The organism is Pseudomonas sp. FW306-02-D09B (assembly GCF_058782685.1).
Map to the genome: position 1 here is coordinate 1 of NZ_JBYSXY010000009.1, position 18697 is coordinate 18697.

Here is an 18697-nt window from a genome sequence, read left to right on the forward strand (position 1 = left end):
CGCTGGACTGCGTAGCAGGCCCAATTCAGGGCCGCTTCGCGCCCCAGCGGGAGCAAGCTCCCTCGCCACAACTGCGGTTGTGCCTGAAACATCGGCTTAAGTGAACAGCATTGCGCTCATTGGCGGGGTTTGTCGTTTTCAATGCGGTCATTACACGGAACGGGCGTCTCGTTGCTGTTCCAGATTTTCCAGTTCGGCCTTGTAGCTGTGGGCATCGCTCTCGGAGTGGAACATCCCCACCAGCATGTCTTGTTGATAGACGTCCCAGATCCGGATGCCGGCGGCTACGCCTTCGTGGGATTTATGTGAATCGTCGCGTTCAGTTACTTTTACAGTCATCTGCTGGCTCCAATCTCGATTGTTCTGCAGCAAGGCGTGTGCAGGCCTTTGTTATATGTTTTGTTAGCTTGCTAAGTAAATGCCTGCGGTCGGTAACGATCTTTTGCAGAAATTGAAAAAATCCCGCAGCCCTTGCAGGCCGTGACATTCGGTCGCAGGGCGTTGGGTTTCATGACAGAAGTTTCATGTTTCCAACGGCTTGGACACAAAACGACAGGCGAAAAAAAGCCTCGCAATCGCGAGGCTTCTTCATTTCAATCTACTTGCTTAGCTGCCTTTGACAGCCTTGCCGTCGACCGTACCGTCGAGGAGCATGATGTTGTACTCCTTGCCGTCGGTCTCGACCTGGCGCAAGGCTACGAGGATGTAGCCCCAGTCCTTGGCGAACCACATTTCGGTGATGCGCTTGTTCTGTGTCGGGTCGCGAACACGTTCAACCTTGATCGCATCGACCGAACCGGCTTTGGTCTGGACTTTCTCCTGGCCAATCACGCGGAAGTCGTAGGTGTCGGTGTCTTCACCTTCGACCACCTGGTAGCTCATGCTTTTTTTGCCGGCGGCTACATCGCGCTGCAGGGCCAGTTGGTAGGTGGACTTGTCCAGCATGCCGGTGTTGAGCGGTACCTTGACCGGATCGCCGCGATCAGTGCCGGTGACCATCTTGGTGGTCCAGTCGAAGTCCAGATTGACCTTCTTGGCTTTGCCCAGGCCGCCGCGTTCGAAGCGATATGACTGGGGCAGCAAGGCGTCCTTGTCCAGCTTCAGGGTGCTTTCTTCGGTCAGGCTGGCGACCAGCATGGAGGCCTTGAAATTCAAGGTCCAGGAGCCGTTGTCATTTTTCGACAGGCTGCGTTCGGCCGAGCCGCTCATCGGGAGCTGCTTCCAGTCGGCGGTGTAGCTGGCGGAGAACGGTTGAAGGTCTGCCGCCTGCGCAAGGGGCAGGGCGAGCAGAGCACAAGCGAAGAGCAGGGCGCGACGCATAAAATCTCCTAGTTTCGAATCAAGTGACCGCTGGCCGCGAGTAACTGACCATCCAGTAAAGCACCCTGTTCGCCAAGGCTCAGTCGGCCCTCGGCAAACCAGCGTACGGCCATCGGGTAAATCTGGTGTTCGCGGGCGTGAACCCGTTGCGCCAGACTTTGCGGCGAATCGTGCAACTCTACCGGTATTACTGCCTGTACGACCAGTGGTCCGCCATCGAGTTCCTCGGTGACGAAGTGCACGCTGCAGCCATGTTCGGTGTCGCCGGCTTCCAGCGCTCGCTGATGAGTGTGTAACCCTTTGTATTTGGGTAGCAGCGAAGGATGGATATTGAGCAGGCGACCCTGATAGTGACGGACGAAATCAGCGCTGAGAATACGCATGAATCCGGCCAGTACCACAAGCTTGGGTTGGAAGGCGTCGATCAATTCGATCAAGGCGGCATCGAAGGCCTCGCGACCTTCGAAAGCCTTGTGATCCAGGGTGCGGGTGTCGATACCCGCGTCCCTGGCACGCTGAAGGCCGTAGGCATCAGCGCGGTTCGAGATCACCGCGCGAATGCGCACAGGGTTGTCCGCGTTCTGCGCGTCGTCGATCAAGGCCTGCAAGTTACTGCCGGTGCCGGACAACAGCACCACGACATCACAGGTGGCAGACATCAGTGCGCCTTGAGGTTCTTCAGCTCGACCTGCGCCGCGCCTTCGGCAGCGGTGCCGATCTGACCGATGACCCAAGGTTGCTCGCCGGCTTCACGCAATACGTTCAGCGCGGTTTCAACGTGCTCTTGGGCAACGCAGATCACCATGCCGACGCCGCAGTTCAGCACGCGGTGCATTTCGGTTTCGTCGACGTTGCCTTTCTCTTGCAGCCAGTCGAATACGGCCGGACGGGTCCAGCTCGCTACGTCAACCACAGCTTGCGCGCCTTTTGGCAGAACGCGCGGGATGTTGTCGAGCAGGCCGCCGCCAGTGATGTGGGCCATGGCCTTGACTGCGCCGGTGTCTTTGATCAGCTTGAGCAGCGGCTTCACGTAGATACGGGTTGGCGCCATCAGCAGGTCGGTCAGCGGCTTGCCGTCGAGCTGGATGTTTTCGATGTCTGCACCGGACACTTCGATGATCTTGCGGATCAGCGAGTAGCCGTTGGAGTGCGGACCGGAAGACGGCAGGGCGAGCAGGGCATCGCCAGCAGCGACTTTCGAACCGTCGATGATTTCCGACTTCTCGACCACGCCCACGCAGAAGCCGGCCAGGTCGTAGTCTTCGCCTTCATACATGCCAGGCATTTCAGCGGTTTCACCGCCTACCAGCGAGCAGCCGGACAGTTCGCAGCCAGCACCGATGCCGGTGACGACTTGAGCGGCGGTGTCGACGTTCAGTTTGCCGGTGGCGTAGTAGTCGAGGAAGAACAGCGGTTCGGCACCGCAGACCACCAGGTCGTTGACGCACATGGCAACCAGGTCGATGCCGATGCTGTCATGCTTGTTCAGGTTCAGAGCCAGGCGCAGCTTGGTGCCGACGCCGTCGGTGCCGGATACCAGCACGGGCTGCTTGTAGCCAGCCGGGATTTCGCAGAGGGCGCCGAAACCGCCCAGGCCGCCCATGACTTCCGGGCGCGCAGTGCGCTTGGCGACGCTCTTGATGCGTTCGACCAATGCTTCACCGGCGTCGATGTCTACACCGGCGTCCTTGTAGCTCAGGGAGGGTTGCTTGCTCATGATCCAGGCCTTTAGGGGGGATTCAGGGGTAACGACCGAGTTCGGCGAGTGCGCTGAAATACGTCTGGCACGATTGCCGCGCAAGTATTTCAGAGTACCCAGCCGTTGCCGGTCTACGAAGGCGCGCGATTTTATCAGGCTTGAGGGGCAGCGGCCATCCTCGGGCCGACGGGCAGAGGCATATCGTGTTAAAAAAACCGAAAATGCCCGTGCTGGTGACCTCGCTCGTGGCTGTATAAGGTATAGCCGTTAACCGGCTATCGTTATGACAGAGTGAAAACTTCCATCGATTGCGTGAATGTTTTGCGCAGGCCGGCGGTCACAGCCTTGCTCAAGTCTGTTCATGCGGTCTGTTCCAGCCGCTTTTTGTCGTCGGGAATCCTCCATGCGTTTGTGTAAATTACTGTTTGTGGGCTGTTTGTCGTTGGTCAGCCTGGCGAGTCATGCCCAAACCGTTAACGGTCTCTATCAAGTGCGCGAGCCGGTCAGCAGTCAGGCCCCGGAGGAGCGCGATCAGGCCACCCAGCGTGCGCTGGATACCCTGGTGCTGCGTCTGACCGGTGATGCCAAGGCAACACAGAGCCCCGGGCTGGCGGCGATTCGCAAGGACCCGCAGCAGATCATCAGCCGATATGGCTACGACGCCGGACCGCCGGAAAGCCTGCAAGTCGATTTCGATCCGGTCAGCACCGATCGGGCACTGCGTCAGGCAGGCTTGGCCTTGTGGGGTGCCAATCGGCCGTCGATTCTCGGCTGGTGGCTGAACGATTCGACCGAAGGCTCAAGCCTGGTGGGCGACGGTCAGGCCAGTGCCGCGCCGCTGCGGCGTGCTGCACAGCATCGGGGGCTGCCGTTGCGCCTGCCGCTGGGAGACTTGAACGAGCAGATCGTCGCCACCGCGCCGCATCTGGAAGGCAATGATCCGGCGCCGCTGCATGGCATCTCTGAACGTTACGGCGCGGACGCTCTGTTGGCGGTGCATGCGCGGGAAGAGGGTGGTCAGTGGCAGGCCAAGTGGCATTTATGGCTGGGTGACCAACGCGAGCAAGGCAGCGTGCAAGGGGGCGACAGTGCGGCCGTGGCCGATGCGGTTCTGCTGGCGGTGAGTCAGCGCCTGGCGCCGCGTTTCGTTGCCAGGCCGGGAGCGTCCACCGAGCAGGTGCTTGAGGTGCAAGGCATGAACCTGGAGCGTTACGCGGTGTTGGGGCGCTTGCTGGAACCGTTTGGTGCGCACCTGCAAAGTGTCGATGGCGACCGGATCGTGTATCGCGTCAACGGCAGTGCCGATCAGTTGCGAGCGCAATTGAGTCTGGCGAAGTTGCAAGAAGTGCCGGCGGGCGTTGCGGCTGCACCGGTTCAGCCTGCGGTCATCGGTGTGGCACCCGCGGTCGCCCCGGCACCCGCGCCCAAAGCGCAGTTGAGTTTCCGTTGGTAGATTTTTCTTTCCTTATATAGAAGCTGGAGTGATTCATGGCCGATACACGGCGTTGGGTGTGGCTTGGTGGGATAGCCCTGCTGTGCGCATTTGTGTACCTGTTGCATCCGATCCTTACACCGTTCCTGGTGGCGCTGTTACTGGCCTATCTGTTCGACCCGCTGGTGGATCGACTGGAGACATTTGGCCTGTCGCGAACCTGGGGTGTGGTTGCGGTATTCGCGCTGTTCACCCTGGTCGTCATGACGTTGCTGCTGGTGTTGGTGCCGATGCTGGCCAAACAGCTGTTCCGCTTGTATGAACTGGCGCCACAAATGCTTGATTGGTTGCAGCACACGGCGATGCCCTGGGCGCAGTCGAAATTCGGGTTGGCGAATGGGTTCTGGAAGTTCGACAAGGTCAAGGCCGCGATCACCGAGCACATGGGGCAGGCCACTGACATCGTCGGGATCGTGCTGAGCCAGGCCACCGCATCGGGTTTGGCATTGATCGGTTGGCTGGCCAATCTGGTGTTGATCCCGGTGGTGAGTTTTTACCTGTTGCGCGACTGGGACCTGATGATGGCGAAGATCCGCAGCCTGTTGCCGCGTGATCGTGAAGAGCGTGTAGTCTCGCTGGCGGGTGAGTGTCACGAGGTGCTCGGCGCATTTGTTCGTGGGCAGTTGCTGGTGATGCTGGCGTTGGGTGTGATCTACGCGGCGGGCCTGATGCTGGTCGGACTGGAGTTGGGGCTGTTGATCGGTCTGATTGCCGGTCTGGCAGCAATCGTGCCGTACATGGGCTTTGTGATCGGGATCGGCGCTGCGTTGATCGCCGGGTTGTTTCAGTTTGGTGGCGATCTGTATCCGATGATCGGGATTGTCGCGGTGTTCATGGTCGGTCAGGCGCTGGAAGGCATGGTGCTGACGCCGTTGTTGGTGGGGGACCGGATTGGCCTGCACCCGGTGGCGGTGATCTTTGCGATTTTGGCGGGTGGAGAGCTGTTTGGTTTCACCGGGATCCTGCTGGCGTTGCCAGTGGCGGCGGTGATCATGGTGCTTGTTCGCCATCTACATGATTTATATAAAGATTCTGGCATGTATAGCGGTGTGGACGATTCGGATTGATCAGCCCTGTCGATCAAGTGCTCAAGGACGCCCGGTGCATTGCCGGGCGAGCCTGTAAAACTCTCCCGGCTGTCACATACGCCGTCAAACAAACCCCGGCGATCCCCGCAAGTTAACGCAAACCTTTGATTTTGCTTATGGTCTGCTGCATTGTGCGGCTGGCGTCACGGGTATAAACTTTGCAAACTTTACACAGAGGCCACTAACGGTTCGTTTGAACTGTTCAGTCAGCATGAAACCGATTCAGCTGCCCCTAGGTGTGCGTCTGCGTGATGACGCTACCTTTATCAACTACTACCCTGGCGCCAATGCCGCTGCACTCGGCTATGTCGAGCGGCTGTGCGAAGCCGACGCCGGCTGGACCGAAAGCCTGATCTATCTCTGGGGCAAGGACGGCGTAGGGCGTACGCACTTGCTGCAAGCCGCGTGCTTGCGCTTCGAACAGTTGGGGGAGCCGGCGGTGTACCTGCCGTTGGCCGAGTTGCTGGATCGCGGTATCGAAATCCTCGACAACCTTGAACAGTACGAACTGGTCTGCCTGGATGACTTGCAGGCAGTCGCAGGGCGGGCTGACTGGGAAGAGGCGTTGTTCCATCTGTTCAATCGCCTGCGAGACAGTGGTCGGCGCCTGCTGATCGCTGCGTCAACCTCACCGCGCGAATTGCCGGTAAAACTGGCTGACCTCAAGTCCCGCTTGACCCTGGCACTGATTTTTCAGATGCGGCCGCTGTCCGATGAAGACAAGTTGCGTGCGCTGCAATTGCGCGCGTCACGTCGCGGCCTGCACCTGACCGACGAAGTCGGGCATTTTATTTTGACGCGCGGTACACGCAGCATGAGCGCGTTGTTCGAGCTCCTTGAGCGCCTCGATCAGGCCTCCTTGCAGGCTCAGCGCAAGCTGACGATCCCCTTCCTCAAAGAAACCCTGGGCTGGTAAAACCGCGGCCTGTAGCGCGTTTCGGCATCTTTCAGGCGTCAGGAAACCCGCTTCCGGAAGGGTATTCGCGGCGCGTGCAGATTTAAAATGGGCTTAAGCGCTTAGATGTTAACGAGAAACCGATAAGTCACATTTGGATCGATTGAATTTGCAAATGAGGACGATAGAAGGCATAGTCTCGCCATCTTTAAAACTTCAGCCACGGTCGTGCCCATGCTAAATCGCTTCGCACCCCTCGTGCCTCTCGCACTTGTCACCCTGCTTTTTGGTTGCGCGGTTCATTCCCCGGTCTCGCAACAACAAAACGATCAGCAGATTAAAAATTCAGCGACTGCCCAGTCTTCCGTTATTTATCAGGAAGAGCTGGCTACCGAAAAAGAACTGGCCGACTTTGCCAGCAGCAAGCCTTACCAGCTTCCGGTTCTGGCCGACAGCATCCTTGAGCGTGGCCTGTCCCTGGTCGGTACCCGTTACCGCATGGGCGGCACCTCTGAAGCCGGTTTCGATTGCAGCGGTTTCATCGGTTATCTGTTTCGTGAAGAGGCTGGCATGAACCTGCCGCGCTCCACTCGCGAAATGATCAACGTGAATGCGCCATTGGTTTCGCGCAACAACCTGAAGCCTGGCGACTTGCTGTTCTTCGCCACCAATGGTCGTCGCGGTCGCGTCAGTCACGCCGGGATCTACCTGGGTGATGACCAGTTCATCCATTCCAGCAGCCGCCGCAGCGGTGGTGTCCGGGTCGATAATCTGGGCGACAGCTACTGGAGCAAGACCTTCATTGAGGCCAAGCGAGCACTCGCCATGGCACCAACGACAGTCACGGCACGCAAGTAAACGGACTTTTTGTAAGGCTAACTTAAAGTCTTACTTGAAGTTTGGCGCGTAGCCGCTAGAATCCTGATCTATTGTTGACTAACTAACCGCGTAAGCCCTGCTTACGCGGTTTTGTTTTCAGCCTCTCGGCAGAGAAAGCCGCAGCCAGATCAGGATGTTCTGTATATGACGATGTCGGCCCGCCTTGTACTCATCTTCTTCGCAGCGCTGCTCAGCGCCTGCGCCAGCCGCACTCCGCCGCCTGTCAAAGTCGTTCGCGCCCCGGTTTTCGCTCCCGCCCAATCGTTCTCGCCTGCCGCTGAAGACGTGCTGATTCGCGCGCTGGGTCTGGTCGGCACGCCTTATCGTTGGGGTGGCAACACGCCGGATTCAGGTTTCGATTGCAGCGGCCTGATCGGCTACGTCTACCGCGATGCAGCGGGCATTTCCCTGCCGCGTTCAACTCGCGAGATGATCGGCATGCAAGCGCCGAACATTGGCCAAGAGGCTCTGCAAACCGGTGACCTGATCTTCTTCGCCACCAATGGCGGCTCGCAAGTCAGCCACGCCGGAATCTATGTCGGCGAAGGTCGCTTCGTGCATGCACCCGCCACGGGTGGTACGGTGAAGCTCGACAGTTTGTCCAAGGCCTATTGGCAGAGAGCCTACCTGAGCGCCAAGCGTGTTATCGAGCCTGAGCATCTGGCGCACAATTTCTAGTTCGCAGGGGTTGTCATGACCGCTCGCACACTCAATCTCGACGATTCCCTTTATAACTACCTGCTCGACGTTTCCCTGCGCGAAACGCCGCTGCAACGCCGCTTGCGTGACGAAACCCAGGCACTGCCCATGGCGCGCTGGCAGGTGGCGCCCGAGCAAGGTCAGTTCCTCGCCTTGCTGGTCAAGCTGACGGGCGCCAGGCGCTTGCTTGAAGTCGGCACCTTCACCGGCTACAGCGCCTTGTGCATGGCGGCCGCCTTGCCGGATGACGGTTCGTTGATCTGCTGTGACATTCCCGGAGACTACAACGCCACGGCGCGCCGCTACTGGCGGGAGGCTGGTCTCGCCGGGCGCATCGATTTGCGTTTGGCCCCCGCGTTGCAAACCCTGGCTCAACTTGAGCAGCAAGGGCAGGGCGGTTGTTTCGATCTGATCTTCATCGATGCCGACAAGGCCAACTATCCGGCGTATCTGGAAAGCGCTTTGCGGCTGCTGCGAAGCGGTGGGTTGGCGGTATTCGACAACACGCTGTGGAGTGGGCGAGTACTGGAAGACAATCCTGCGAGCGAAGACACCCGAGCCATCCAGGCACTCAATCGTGCCTTGAAGGATGACTCGCGTGTCGATCTGTCATTGTTGCCGCTGGGCGATGGTTTGACGCTGTGCCGCAAGCGCTAGACCCTGATTGGCCTAAGGTTCAACCTGTCAGCCGCGAGCCTCTTTGAGCAGCAGTGCGATGCCCGGATGGTAGTTGCCGGCTTCGTTGTGCAATTTGCGGTAGGCGTAGGGGAAGTACCAGGCCACGGCGCATGTGTGTTCCTTTTGCAGGTCGTCGACCATGTCCTGGAGTTCTTCCGGCGTAGGGCTGTGCTGGGTCTTTTGCGGGGCAACGAACAGGCAGCCAAGTTTCAGGTCACTGGCATAGCTGATTTTTTTCGCATCGCTCGCGACATCGAGCAAGGCCTGGGTCAGATTCAGGTTGTTGACTCGCGGCCAGCGTTGCGTGGCTTGAAGGTAGGCGCGTTCTTCTTTGCTGGCGATAAACAGATCGGCGCGGCCATTTCGTTCGCCTTCTTCGATCTGCTTTTTTGTCGGAGTCTGTTCAAGGGTGACCATTTCTGCCATCCATGCTGCAGCTGAAAGCAGGCTCAGGTTGGCGCGTTCGTCAAACCAGTAAGGGCTTTCGTTATCGCCGCGTGCCGCGTTGTAACGGTCGATGCACTCGAACCAGCGTTCCAGTACCGGGCGCAGGAATTCCAGCTTCGGGTTACTGATGATCATGCCTTGCATGTTGCCCCCTCTTTGTTCTTGTAATGTAAGGTTGTGGCTCTTTGATATCACTGCTTTCAGTGTGGCACAAGATTGGCGCCAGTTTATTGATCAGGGTCGGTTTCAATCCATCGATGAGCCCCCGGCTTTAATTGACGCTCCACCCCCAACCCTCTAACCTTCGCGACTTGTTTCAGGTGCTCTGTGACCCAGTGGTCGACCGAGTGAAACAGGGAAGCCGGTGAGGGCGCGTTCTTTGACAGAGCGGGCGACGATCCCGGCGCTGCCCCCGCAACGGTAAATGAGTAAAAGCTGCGCTTTGAGCCACTGTGTCGAAGGTCGATATGGGAAGGCGCGCAGTCAGGCGTCAGCCGCTCATGAGCCCGGAGACCGGCCTGATCCATCCAGCGGCATCACGGTGGGCGATGCCAGGCTTCTTGCCGTCTATTTCTATGCCTGCCCGCCGTTATCCAGCCTCAACGGAGAGCTCCCCCATGACTGATTCCCCCGATCGTGACGAACGCCATCTGGCACGCATGCTGCGCAAGAAAGCCGTGATCGATGAGCGCATTGCCAACTCGCCGAATGAATGCGGCTTGCTGCTGGTCCTGTCCGGCAACGGCAAGGGCAAAAGCAGTTCTGCGTTCGGCATGCTCGCCCGGGCGATGGGCCACGGCATGCAGTGCGGCGTGGTGCAGTTCATCAAGGGGCGCAGCAGTACCGGCGAGGAGCTGTTCTTCCGGCGCTTCCCGGAACAAGTGCGCTTCCACGTGATGGGCGAAGGTTTCACCTGGGAAACCCAGGATCGCCAGCGCGATATCGCCGCCGCCGAGGCCGCATGGGAGGTTTCCCGCGAATTGCTGCGTGACCCGAGCATTGGTCTGGTGGTGCTCGATGAACTGAATATCGCCCTCAAGCACGGTTATCTGGACCTTGACCAGGTGCTCAGCGACTTGCAGGCGCGTCCGCCGATGCAACACGTGGTAGTCACCGGTCGTGGTGCCAAGCCGGAAATGATCGAACTGGCCGACACCGTCACCGAAATGGGCATGATCAAGCATGCTTTCCAGGCCGGGATCAAAGCGCAGAAAGGCGTTGAGCTGTGAGTGAGCCGCGTTTTTGCCCGGCGGTATTGATTGCTGCGCCGGCTTCCGGTCAGGGCAAGACCACCGTCACCGCCGCGCTCGCCCGTTTGCATCGCAATCAGGGGCGCAAGGTCCGGGTGTTCAAATGCGGTCCGGACTTTCTCGATCCGATGATTCTCGAGCGCGCCAGTGGTGCGCCCGTCTATCAATTGGACATGTGGATGGTCGGCGAGCAGGAAAGTCGCCGGCTGTTGTGGGAAGCCGCCGCTGAGGCTGATCTGATTTTGATCGAAGGCGTCATGGGCCTGTTCGATGGCACGCCGTCCAGCGCCGATCTGGCGCGGCACTTCGGCGTACCCGTACTGGGTGTGATCGATGGCACTGCCATGGCTCAAACCTTCGGCGCGCTGGCGTTGGGGCTCGCACGTTATCAGCCGGACTTGCCGTTTGCTGGTGTCTTGGCCAACCGCGTCGGCACCTTGCGTCACGCGCAATTGCTCGAAGGCAGCCTCACTGAAGGCTTGCGCTGGTACGGCGCCTTGTCCCGGGAAACCGGAATCGAATTGCCTAGCCGTCACTTGGGGCTGGTCCAGGCCAGTGAATTGAATGACCTCGATCTGCGCCTCGACGCTGCGGCCGAGGCGTTGGCCAGCAGCTGCGAAGTGGCATTGCCGCCTGCCGTCGAGTTCGCTGCGCCTGATGTGATTGCCGCCGAGCCACTGTTGGCCGGTGTGCGAATCGCGGTGGCTCGTGATGAAGCGTTTGCCTTCACGTATGGCGCGAGCCTCGACTTGTTGCGGGCGATGGGCGCCGAGTTGCAATTCTTCTCGCCGATCCATGACCGCGAACTGCCGGAAGCTGACAGCCTGTATCTGCCCGGTGGTTATCCGGAATTGCACCACGTGGCGTTGGCTGAAAACCGCACAATGCTCGATGCCATTCGCGCACACCACGCCGCTGGCAGGCCGTTGCTGGCCGAATGCGGCGGCATGTTGTATCTGCTCGACTCACTGACTGATGTCGATGGCACGCGCGCTGAGTTGCTGGGACTGCTGGCCGGTGATGCGGTGATGCAAAAGCGTCTGGCTGCGTTGGCCCTGCAAGCGGTCGAGTTACCTGAAGGCGCGTTGCGTGGCCACACCTACCATCATTCATTGACTAGCACCGAGCTTGAGCCGATCGCTCGCGGCCTGAGCCCTAACGGCGGGCGCGGTGCCGAGGCGGTTTACCGTGACGGGCGGATGACGGCGTCTTATGTGCATTTTTATTTCCCGTCCAATCCATCTGCGATCGCCGCGCTGTTTGCGCCAGACCTGAATCTTGTAGGGGCGGGCTCGCCCGCGAAGCGGCCATGACCGACAACGCATTTTCCGAGGCCGAGCGCGAAGCGGTGTATCGCGCGATTGCCGAGCGTCGCGACATGCGTCACTTCAGTGGTGGCAGCGTCGAGCCCGAACTGCTTCGGCGGTTGCTCGAAGCGGCGCATCGGGCGCCAAGTGTCGGTTTGATGCAGCCCTGGCGGTTCATCCGCATCAGCGACCGAGCGTTACGCGGCAGGATCCAGCAACTGGTGGAAGAGGAGCGGGTACGCACCGCCGAGGCGCTGGGCGAACGCTCCGACGACTTCATGAAGCTGAAAGTCGAAGGCATCAACGACTGCGCCGAAGTGCTGGTTGCCGCGCTGATGGATGATCGCGAGCGGCATATCTTTGGCCGTCGGACTTTACCGGAAATGGACATGGCGTCGTTGTCCTGCGCGATCCAGAATCTTTGGCTGGCGTCCCGTGCCGAAGGTCTGGGCATGGGCTGGGTCTCGTTGTTCGAACCGCAAGCCTTGGCGGATCTGCTCGGACTGCCGCCGGGGGCCAAGCCGCTGGCGGTGTTGTGCCTGGGACCGGTCAAGGAATTTTACCCGGCGCCGATGTTGGTCCTTGAAGGCTGGGCGCAGGCGCGTCCGCTAAGTGAACTGTTGTACGAGAATTTTTGGGGAGTGAGTCAATGAGTGTGGCGTTGCTGAGTGTCGCCGGCGTAGCGCTGGATGCGCTGCTGGGCGAACCCAAGCGCTGGCATCCGCTGGTGGCGTTCGGCCGTTTTGCCGATCGTATCGAGCAGCGTTTCAACTCTGCTGGCCGTGGCTGGCGCAGTCATGGCGTCACAGCCTGGGTGATGGCGGTGCTGCCGCTGACCCTGTTGATCACGGCATTGTCCTGGCTGCCTTATTTAGGCTGGATCGTCGAGATTCTCGCGTTGTATTGCGCCCTCGGTCTGCGCAGCCTCGGTGAGCATGTCGAGCCGGTGGCTCAGGCCCTGCGCAGCGACGACCTGGATGAAGCACGCAAGCGTGTCGGCTATCTGGTCAGCCGTCAGACCAGTGAGCTGGACTCGACCGAAGTGGCCCGTGCCGCCACCGAATCGGTTCTGGAAAATGGCAGCGACGCGGTATTCGCCGCGCTGTTCTGGTTTGCCGTCGCGGGTGCGCCGGGCGTGGTGCTCTATCGACTGAGCAATACCCTGGACGCCATGTGGGGTTATCGCAACGAGCGCTTTGAACGCTTCGGCTGGGCGGCGGCGAAAATCGACGATGTGCTCAACTATATTCCGGCGCGTCTGGTGGCGTTGACCTATGCGCTGCTGGGCAAAACCCGTTTGGCACTCAAATGCTGGCGCACGCAGGGGCCAACCTGGGACAGCCCGAACGCCGGACCGGTGATGGCCGCTGGCGCGGGCGCTCTGGGCGTCGAGTTGGGCGGGGCGGCGATCTATCACGGTGAACTGCATCAGCGTCCACAGCTGGGCGAAGGTGTGCCGGCAGACGCCAACTCCATCGATCGCGGCTGGCAGCTGGTTCAGCGTGGGGTATGGCTTTGGTTGCTGATCCTCTGTGTGGGAGCCGAGTTTTATGCTTGAGCACGGTGGCCGCTTGCGCAAGGCGGCGTTGCGGTACGGCATCGCCGAAGCCGATTGGCTCGACTTGTCCAGCGGTCTGGCACCTTGGCCGTGGGCAATCCCGGACATCCCGTTACGGGCCTGGGCACGCTTGCCGGAAACCGATGACGGCCTGGAGCAGGCTGCACGCGAATACTATGGCGCCTCGCAGGTGCTGCCGGTCGCGGGCTCCCAGGCGGCTATCCAGTTGCTGCCACGCCTGCGTCGCGCCGGCAAAGTCGGCGTGCTCTCGCCCTGTTATGCCGAGCATGCCGAAGCCTGGCGTCGCAACGGCTACGTCGTGCGTGAAGTGCTGGAGCAGGAAGTCGACTTTTTCCTCGATAGCCTCGACGTGCTGGTAGTGGTTAACCCGAACAATCCCACCGGCCTGAGTCTGACCCCGGAACGTCTGCTCGACTGGCATGCACGGCTGGCGCAGCGCGGTGGCTGGCTGGTGGTTGACGAAGCGTTCATGGACAACACCCCGCGGCTGAGCCTGTCGTCTTATACCGATCAGGTCGGCTTGATCGTCCTGCGTTCGTTCGGCAAGTTTTTCGGCCTGGCCGGGGTGCGATTGGGTTTTGTGCTGGCTGAGCGCAAGTTGCTCAAACTGCTCGCCGAGCAGGTCGGTCCTTGGGCGGTCAGCGGGCCGACCCGGGTATTGGGTCAGGTCTGTTTGCGTGACACCCAAGGTCATGCTCGCCAGCGTCTGCGCAGTGAAGAAGCGAGTCAGCGTCTGGCAGAGGTTCTTGAGCGTCATGGCTTCAAGCCGCACGGTGGATGCGCGTTGTTTCAATGGTTGATCACCGAACGCGCAGAGCACTTGCACGAATTCATGGCCCGGCGCGGCATCTTGCTGCGCCTGTTCACCCACAACAGCAGCCTGCGGTTCGGCTTGCCGGCCGATGAAGCCGATTGGCTGCGCCTTGAACTCGCTTTCGAAGCCTACGCCAAGGAAACCCCATGACCACGCTGATGGTGCAAGGCACCACCTCCGATGCCGGCAAAAGCACCCTGGTAACCGCGCTGTGCCGCTGGCTGACGCGCCAGGGTGTTCGCGTGGTGCCGTTCAAGCCGCAGAACATGGCACTCAACAGTGCGGTAACCGCCGACGGCGGCGAAATCGGCCGCGCTCAAGCTGTGCAGGCCCAGGCGGCCAACCTTGAGCCACACACCGACATGAACCCGGTGCTGCTCAAGCCCAATAGCGATACCGGCGCGCAAGTGATCATTCACGGACGTGCCGTGACCAGCATGAACGCAGTCGCCTATCACGACTACAAAGCCATCGCCATGCAAGCGGTACTCGCCTCTCACGAACGCTTGAGTGCAGCCTATCCGGTAGTGATGGTCGAAGGCGCGGGTTCCCCGGCCGAAATCAATTTGCGCGCTGGCGACATCGCCAACATGGGGTTCGCCGAGGCGGTGGATTGTCCGGTGGTGCTAATCGCCGACATCAATCGCGGCGGGGTATTCGCGCACTTGGTGGGCACGCTGGAGTTGCTGTCAGCCACTGAGCAGGCGCGGGTCAAAGGCTTCATCATCAACCGTTTTCGCGGCGATATCGCCTTGCTGCAGCCGGGCCTCGACTGGCTGGAAGAGCGCACCGGCAAACCGGTGATCGGCGTGCTGCCGTATGTCATGGATTTGCATCTGGAAGCCGAAGACGGCATCGATCAGCGCCAGGCCGATAAAGCCGATCAGGTGCTCAACGTGGTGGTGCCGGTGTTACCGCGTATCAGCAACCACACCGACTTCGATCCGCTGCGTCTGCATCCTCAGGTCGATCTGCAATTCATCGGGCCGGGTCAGCCGATTCCGCCTGCCGACCTGATCATCTTGCCGGGCTCGAAGAGCGTGCGCAGCGACCTGCACTACTTGCGCGCCAACGGCTGGGACGCGGCCATTGCCCGCCATTTGCGTTACGGCGGCAAGCTGCTCGGCATTTGCGGCGGCCTGCAAATGCTCGGCGAGCACGTGCACGACCCGCTGGGGCTGGAAGGCGCGGCGGGCTCCAGTGCCGGTCTCGGCTTGCTGGCGTTCGAAACCGTGCTCGAAGAAGAGAAACAGCTGCGCAATGTGCGCGGACATCTGACGTTGGAAAACGCTGAAGTCAGCGGTTATGAAATTCACGCCGGGGTTACCACCGGTGTTGCTTTGGAGCAGGCGGCGGTGTTGCTGGATGACGGTCGCAACGATGGAGCCCGAAGTGCTGACGGACAGGTGCTCGGCACGTATTTGCACGGCCTGTTCGAGTCCCCGGCGGCATGCAGCGCGCTGTTGCGCTGGGCCGGTTTGCAGGACGTACAGGAAGTCGATTACCACGCCTTGCGCGAGCGCGATATCGAGCGGTTGGCGGATTTGGTGGAAAAGCATCTTGATACGGGCTATTTACGCGAACTTTGTGGGCTCTAAGGGATTTCAATCATGTTGCAACTGATCCTCGGCGGCGCCCGCTCCGGTAAAAGCCGTCTGGCTGAAAAGCTCGCCAGCGAAAGCGGCCTGGCAGTGACATACATCGCCACCAGCCAGCCGCTGGACGGCGAAATGAGTGCCCGGGTCGCGCATCACCGCGAGCGCCGGCCGCCTGAATGGGCATTGATCGAAGAGCCGCTGGAACTGGCCCGGGTGCTACGCGAAAACGCCAGTGCCGAGCGTTGTTTACTGGTGGATTGCCTGACCTTGTGGCTGACCAATCTGCTGATGCTGGAAGATCCCGAGCGTTTGGCGCATGAGCGTGAAGCCCTGCTGGAGTGTCTGGCATCACTGCCGGGAGAAATTGTTTTTGTCAGCAACGAGACCGGTCTGGGTGTCGTGCCGCTGGGCGAATTGACTCGCCGCTATGTCGATGAAGCCGGTTGGTTGCATCAAGCCCTGGCTGAGCGCTGTCAGCGTGTCGTGTTGACCGTCGCCGGCCTGCCCCTGACTTTGAAAGGTACTGCGTTATGACTCATTCCTGGTGGTTGAACCCGTGCAAGCCGATCAATGCGCAAACGCATGAGCAAGCGGCGGCCCGACAGCAGCAACTGACCAAACCGGCGGGCTCCCTCGGGCAACTGGAGTCAGTGGCGGTGCAACTGGCCGGGTTGCAGGGCCGGGTCAAGCCAAGCCTGAATCAGCTGTGGATCGCGATTTTTGCCGGTGATCACGGCGTGGTAGCCGAAGGTGTTTCGGCGTTCCCGCAGGAAGTCACCGGGCAGATGCTGCACAACTTCGTCAGCGGTGGCGCGGCGATCAGCGTATTGGCGCGGCAGCTTGAGGCGCGGCTGGAAGTGGTCGACCTCGGCACTGTCACGCCTTCGTTGAGTTTGCTGGGCGTGCGTCATCTGCACATCGGTCCAGGCACTGCAAACTTCGTTCACGGTCCGGCGATGACGCAAATCCAGGGCGCGCAAGCCTTGCAGGCCGGCCGTGACAGCGTGCTGCGGGCGATTGCTGAAGGCTCCGAGCTGTTTATCGGTGGCGAGATGGGCATCGGCAATACCACCGCTGCCAGCGCGTTGGCCTGTGCATTGCTCGATTGCCCGGTGGCGCATCTGACTGGGCCAGGCACCGGTTTGAGCGCGGCGGGTGTCAGCCATAAAGCCCAGGTGATTGAACGCGCGCTGGCATTGCATGCAGCTCAGCGTGGCGACGTGTTGCAGACGTTGTTCAACCTCGGTGGTTTTGAAATCGCCGCGCTGGTCGGCGCCTATCTGGCCTGCGCTCAAGAAGGGTTGGCGGTGCTGGTCGACGGCTTTATTTGCAGCGTGGCAGCATTGGTCGCAGTGCGCCTGAATCCGGCATGCCGCGAGTGGTTGCTGTTTGGTCATCGCGGGGCTGAACCGGGCCATCGGCATGTATTGGAAACGCTGAACGCTGAACCTTTGCTGGATCTCGGCTTGCGACTGGGTGAGGGCAGCGGTGCCGCGCTGGCAGTGCCGTTGCTGCGTCTGGCCTGCGACCTGCACGGGCAGATGGCGACCTTCGCTGAAGCGGCTGTGGCCGATCGCCCGGCATGACGTTGAGTCTGGATCTGCTGCGCCATGGTGAAACCGAACTCGGTGGCGGTTTGCGCGGTAGCCTGGATGACGCGCTGACCGCCAAAGGCTGGGAGCAGATGCGCGCGGCGGTGATTGATCAAGGCCCATGGGATCGCCTGGTCAGTTCGCCGCTGCAACGTTGCGCACGTTTTGCCGAGGAACTGGCTGAGCGGTTGAACTTGCCGGTGGTGCTGGACAAGGATCTGCAAGAGCTGCACTTCGGCGCCTGGGAAGGGCAGAGCGCGGCAGCGTTGATGGAAACCGACGCCGAAGCGTTAGGCAGGTTTTGGGCCGATCCCTACGGGTTCACGCCGCCGGAAGGTGAGCCGGTGACTGCGTTTTCCGCGCGGGTGCTGGCGGCCGTCGAGCGCTTGCATCAGGTCTATGCCGGCGAGCGGGTGTTGTTGATCAGTCACGGTGGGGTCATGCGTCTGTTGCTGGCCCGCGCACGCGGATTGCCGCGCGAGCAATTACTCAACGTTGAAGTCGGTCATGGTGCGCTGTTTTCGTTGCGCGTCGAGGCTGATGCGGTGCTCAGGGAAGAGGGTTGAACATGTTGCCGTTCTGGATCGCCTTGCAGTTTCTCAGCAGCTTGCCGATTCGTCTGCCAGGCATGCCGGCGCCTCAGGAGCTTGGGCGCTCGCTGCTGTTTTATCCATTGGTGGGGCTGCTGTTTGGCGGGCTGTTGTGGGCGCTGAATGGGTTGTTGCAAGGTACGCCGGCGTTGTTGCATGCGGCGTTGCTGTTGAGTGTATGGGTGATGCTCAGCGGTGGTTTGCACCTCGACGGTCTGGCTGACAGCGCTGACGCCTGGCTCGGTGGTTTTGGCGATCGCGAGCGCACCTTGAGCATCATGAAGGACCCGCGCAGTGGGCCGATCGCGGTGGTGACACTGGTGTTGGTGCTGTTGCTCAAATTCGCGGCGTTACTGGCGTTGATTGAACAGCACTCCGTGGCCGGTTTGATCCTTGCACCGGTGATCGGTCGCAGTGCCTTGCTGGGGCTGTTTCTGAATACACCTTACGTGCGTGCTGGCGGCCTGGGGCAGGCGCTGGCCGATCATCTGCCGCGCAAGACCGGTCAGCAGGTGCTGTTGCTCAGCGCGCTGGCATGCGTGCTGATTGGCGGCTGGAGCGGTGTTGTTGCGCTGGTGCTGACTGCCCTGATGTTCTTCTGGTTGCGCCAGGTGATGTTGCGGCGTCTGGGCGGGACCACCGGCGATACGGCAGGGGCGTTGCTGGAGTTGCTGGAAACGGCGGTGCTGGTGGGTTTGGCGCTGCTCTGAGAGTCACCTTCAACGTGCGCGGCCTTACGGCTGTTTGATAATCAAACTTGCTTTAACTTT

At 60.5% G+C, this 18697-nt stretch carries 21 protein-coding genes and 1 riboswitch; of the genes, 16 read left to right on the forward strand and 5 right to left on the reverse strand.

Going from position 1 to position 18697, the window contains the following annotated elements:
* Window positions 1–150: 150 nt before the first annotated feature.
* The 4 genes from AC3WK5_RS16155 to purM all read right to left on the reverse strand — a co-directional run bounded on the left by AC3WK5_RS16155 (window position 151) and on the right by purM (window position 3037).
* Window positions 151–339: a hypothetical protein gene (locus AC3WK5_RS16155; RefSeq protein WP_054593565.1), complete on the reverse strand. Its 189-nt coding sequence runs from the start codon at window positions 337–339 to the stop codon at window positions 151–153.
* 267 nt (window positions 340–606) lie between these two features.
* Window positions 607–1320, reverse strand: a complete 714-nt coding sequence (locus AC3WK5_RS16160; protein WP_054593564.1) for a DUF3108 domain-containing protein — start codon at window positions 1318–1320, stop codon at window positions 607–609.
* A gap of 8 nt (window positions 1321–1328) precedes the next feature.
* Entirely contained in the window at window positions 1329–1979 is a 651-nt protein-coding gene (gene purN / locus AC3WK5_RS16165) for a phosphoribosylglycinamide formyltransferase (RefSeq protein WP_103319498.1), read from the reverse strand.
* Window positions 1979–3037 (reverse strand): phosphoribosylformylglycinamidine cyclo-ligase, encoded by a 1059-nt coding sequence (purM, locus tag AC3WK5_RS16170; protein ID WP_103319500.1) that lies wholly within the window; start codon window positions 3035–3037, stop codon window positions 1979–1981. The genes purN and purM overlap by 1 nt, the downstream gene beginning before the upstream one ends.
* A gap of 385 nt (window positions 3038–3422) precedes the next feature.
* Here purM and AC3WK5_RS16175 point away from each other — a divergent pair, with 385 nt between their 5' ends.
* The 6 genes from AC3WK5_RS16175 to AC3WK5_RS16200 all read left to right on the forward strand — a co-directional run bounded on the left by AC3WK5_RS16175 (window position 3423) and on the right by AC3WK5_RS16200 (window position 8729).
* Window positions 3423–4472, forward strand: coding sequence for a DUF2066 domain-containing protein (locus AC3WK5_RS16175; protein WP_177474921.1), 1050 nt, complete (start codon window positions 3423–3425; stop codon window positions 4470–4472).
* Between the two features lie 35 nt (window positions 4473–4507).
* Entirely contained in the window at window positions 4508–5578 is a 1071-nt protein-coding gene (locus AC3WK5_RS16180; RefSeq protein ID WP_103319503.1) for an AI-2E family transporter, read from the forward strand.
* 232 nt (window positions 5579–5810) lie between these two features.
* Window positions 5811–6515 (forward strand): DnaA regulatory inactivator Hda, encoded by a 705-nt coding sequence (gene hda / locus AC3WK5_RS16185; protein WP_008033543.1) that lies wholly within the window; start codon window positions 5811–5813, stop codon window positions 6513–6515.
* A gap of 213 nt (window positions 6516–6728) precedes the next feature.
* Window positions 6729–7352, forward strand: coding sequence for a C40 family peptidase (locus AC3WK5_RS16190; RefSeq protein ID WP_054593560.1), 624 nt, complete (start codon window positions 6729–6731; stop codon window positions 7350–7352).
* Window positions 7353–7517: 165 nt separating this feature from the next.
* Entirely contained in the window at window positions 7518–8051 is a 534-nt protein-coding gene (locus AC3WK5_RS16195) for a C40 family peptidase (protein ID WP_103319505.1), read from the forward strand.
* Between the two features lie 15 nt (window positions 8052–8066).
* Complete coding sequence (locus tag AC3WK5_RS16200; protein ID WP_103319507.1) at window positions 8067–8729, forward strand: O-methyltransferase; 663 nt, start codon at window positions 8067–8069, stop codon at window positions 8727–8729.
* Window positions 8730–8756: 27 nt separating this feature from the next.
* Here AC3WK5_RS16200 and AC3WK5_RS16205 read toward each other — a convergent pair whose 3' ends face one another.
* On the reverse strand, window positions 8757–9341 hold the full coding sequence (locus AC3WK5_RS16205) for a hypothetical protein (RefSeq protein WP_103319509.1): 585 nt from the start codon (window positions 9339–9341) through the stop codon (window positions 8757–8759).
* 157 nt (window positions 9342–9498) lie between these two features.
* Window positions 9499–9733: riboswitch (cobalamin riboswitch) on the forward strand.
* Between the two features lie 81 nt (window positions 9734–9814).
* On the opposite strand from AC3WK5_RS16205, the gene cobO reads away from it, so the two are divergent.
* The 10 genes from cobO to AC3WK5_RS16255 are packed head-to-tail and all read left to right on the forward strand — an operon-like array spanning window position 9815 to window position 18637.
* Window positions 9815–10426 (forward strand): cob(I)yrinic acid a,c-diamide adenosyltransferase, encoded by a 612-nt coding sequence (cobO, locus tag AC3WK5_RS16210; protein WP_103319512.1) that lies wholly within the window; start codon window positions 9815–9817, stop codon window positions 10424–10426.
* Window positions 10423–11760, forward strand: a complete 1338-nt coding sequence (locus tag AC3WK5_RS16215; RefSeq protein ID WP_103319514.1) for a cobyrinic acid a,c-diamide synthase CobB — start codon at window positions 10423–10425, stop codon at window positions 11758–11760. The genes cobO and AC3WK5_RS16215 overlap by 4 nt, the downstream gene beginning before the upstream one ends.
* Window positions 11757–12407, forward strand: coding sequence for a 5,6-dimethylbenzimidazole synthase (gene bluB, locus AC3WK5_RS16220; protein WP_054593554.1), 651 nt, complete (start codon window positions 11757–11759; stop codon window positions 12405–12407). Before AC3WK5_RS16215 ends, bluB begins: the two co-directional genes overlap by 4 nt.
* Entirely contained in the window at window positions 12404–13312 is a 909-nt protein-coding gene (gene cbiB / locus AC3WK5_RS16225; protein ID WP_103319517.1) for an adenosylcobinamide-phosphate synthase CbiB, read from the forward strand. Before bluB ends, cbiB begins: the two co-directional genes overlap by 4 nt.
* Window positions 13305–14297, forward strand: a complete 993-nt coding sequence (gene cobD / locus AC3WK5_RS16230; protein WP_103319518.1) for a threonine-phosphate decarboxylase CobD — start codon at window positions 13305–13307, stop codon at window positions 14295–14297. Before cbiB ends, cobD begins: the two co-directional genes overlap by 8 nt.
* Window positions 14294–15745, forward strand: coding sequence for a cobyric acid synthase (locus AC3WK5_RS16235; protein ID WP_103319520.1), 1452 nt, complete (start codon window positions 14294–14296; stop codon window positions 15743–15745). The genes cobD and AC3WK5_RS16235 overlap by 4 nt, the downstream gene beginning before the upstream one ends.
* A 12-nt stretch (window positions 15746–15757) precedes the next feature.
* The gene (gene cobU, locus AC3WK5_RS16240; protein WP_103319521.1) at window positions 15758–16279 is read left to right on the forward strand and encodes a bifunctional adenosylcobinamide kinase/adenosylcobinamide-phosphate guanylyltransferase; all 522 of its coding nucleotides are present in this window, start codon (window positions 15758–15760) and stop codon (window positions 16277–16279) included.
* The gene (gene cobT, locus AC3WK5_RS16245) at window positions 16276–17331 is read left to right on the forward strand and encodes a nicotinate-nucleotide--dimethylbenzimidazole phosphoribosyltransferase (protein ID WP_103319524.1); all 1056 of its coding nucleotides are present in this window, start codon (window positions 16276–16278) and stop codon (window positions 17329–17331) included. The genes cobU and cobT overlap by 4 nt, the downstream gene beginning before the upstream one ends.
* Complete coding sequence (gene cobC, locus AC3WK5_RS16250) at window positions 17328–17903, forward strand: alpha-ribazole phosphatase family protein (protein WP_103319526.1); 576 nt, start codon at window positions 17328–17330, stop codon at window positions 17901–17903. The genes cobT and cobC overlap by 4 nt, the downstream gene beginning before the upstream one ends.
* Before the next feature lie 2 nt (window positions 17904–17905).
* A complete protein-coding gene (locus tag AC3WK5_RS16255; protein ID WP_103319528.1) occupies window positions 17906–18637 on the forward strand; it encodes an adenosylcobinamide-GDP ribazoletransferase in 732 nt (243 codons plus the stop codon).
* The last annotated feature ends 60 nt before the right edge of the window (window positions 18638–18697 follow it).

Coding starts and splice junctions, on each gene's coding strand:
- AC3WK5_RS16155 (WP_054593565.1), bottom strand. CDS start 339: ATGACTGTAAAAGTAACTGAACGCGACGATTCACATAAATCCCACGAA.
- AC3WK5_RS16160 (WP_054593564.1), bottom strand. CDS start 1,320: ATGCGTCGCGCCCTGCTCTTCGCTTGTGCTCTGCTCGCCCTGCCCCTT.
- purN (WP_103319498.1), bottom strand. CDS start 1,979: ATGTCTGCCACCTGTGATGTCGTGGTGCTGTTGTCCGGCACCGGCAGT.
- purM (WP_103319500.1), bottom strand. CDS start 3,037: ATGAGCAAGCAACCCTCCCTGAGCTACAAGGACGCCGGTGTAGACATC.
- AC3WK5_RS16175 (WP_177474921.1), top strand. CDS start 3,423: ATGCGTTTGTGTAAATTACTGTTTGTGGGCTGTTTGTCGTTGGTCAGC.
- AC3WK5_RS16180 (WP_103319503.1), top strand. CDS start 4,508: ATGGCCGATACACGGCGTTGGGTGTGGCTTGGTGGGATAGCCCTGCTG.
- hda (WP_008033543.1), top strand. CDS start 5,811: ATGAAACCGATTCAGCTGCCCCTAGGTGTGCGTCTGCGTGATGACGCT.
- AC3WK5_RS16190 (WP_054593560.1), top strand. CDS start 6,729: ATGCTAAATCGCTTCGCACCCCTCGTGCCTCTCGCACTTGTCACCCTG.
- AC3WK5_RS16195 (WP_103319505.1), top strand. CDS start 7,518: ATGACGATGTCGGCCCGCCTTGTACTCATCTTCTTCGCAGCGCTGCTC.
- AC3WK5_RS16200 (WP_103319507.1), top strand. CDS start 8,067: ATGACCGCTCGCACACTCAATCTCGACGATTCCCTTTATAACTACCTG.
- AC3WK5_RS16205 (WP_103319509.1), bottom strand. CDS start 9,341: ATGCAAGGCATGATCATCAGTAACCCGAAGCTGGAATTCCTGCGCCCG.
- cobO (WP_103319512.1), top strand. CDS start 9,815: ATGACTGATTCCCCCGATCGTGACGAACGCCATCTGGCACGCATGCTG.
- bluB (WP_054593554.1), top strand. CDS start 11,757: ATGACCGACAACGCATTTTCCGAGGCCGAGCGCGAAGCGGTGTATCGC.
- cbiB (WP_103319517.1), top strand. CDS start 12,404: ATGAGTGTGGCGTTGCTGAGTGTCGCCGGCGTAGCGCTGGATGCGCTG.
- cobD (WP_103319518.1), top strand. CDS start 13,305: ATGCTTGAGCACGGTGGCCGCTTGCGCAAGGCGGCGTTGCGGTACGGC.
- AC3WK5_RS16235 (WP_103319520.1), top strand. CDS start 14,294: ATGACCACGCTGATGGTGCAAGGCACCACCTCCGATGCCGGCAAAAGC.
- cobU (WP_103319521.1), top strand. CDS start 15,758: ATGTTGCAACTGATCCTCGGCGGCGCCCGCTCCGGTAAAAGCCGTCTG.
- cobT (WP_103319524.1), top strand. CDS start 16,276: ATGACTCATTCCTGGTGGTTGAACCCGTGCAAGCCGATCAATGCGCAA.
- cobC (WP_103319526.1), top strand. CDS start 17,328: ATGACGTTGAGTCTGGATCTGCTGCGCCATGGTGAAACCGAACTCGGT.
- AC3WK5_RS16255 (WP_103319528.1), top strand. CDS start 17,906: ATGTTGCCGTTCTGGATCGCCTTGCAGTTTCTCAGCAGCTTGCCGATT.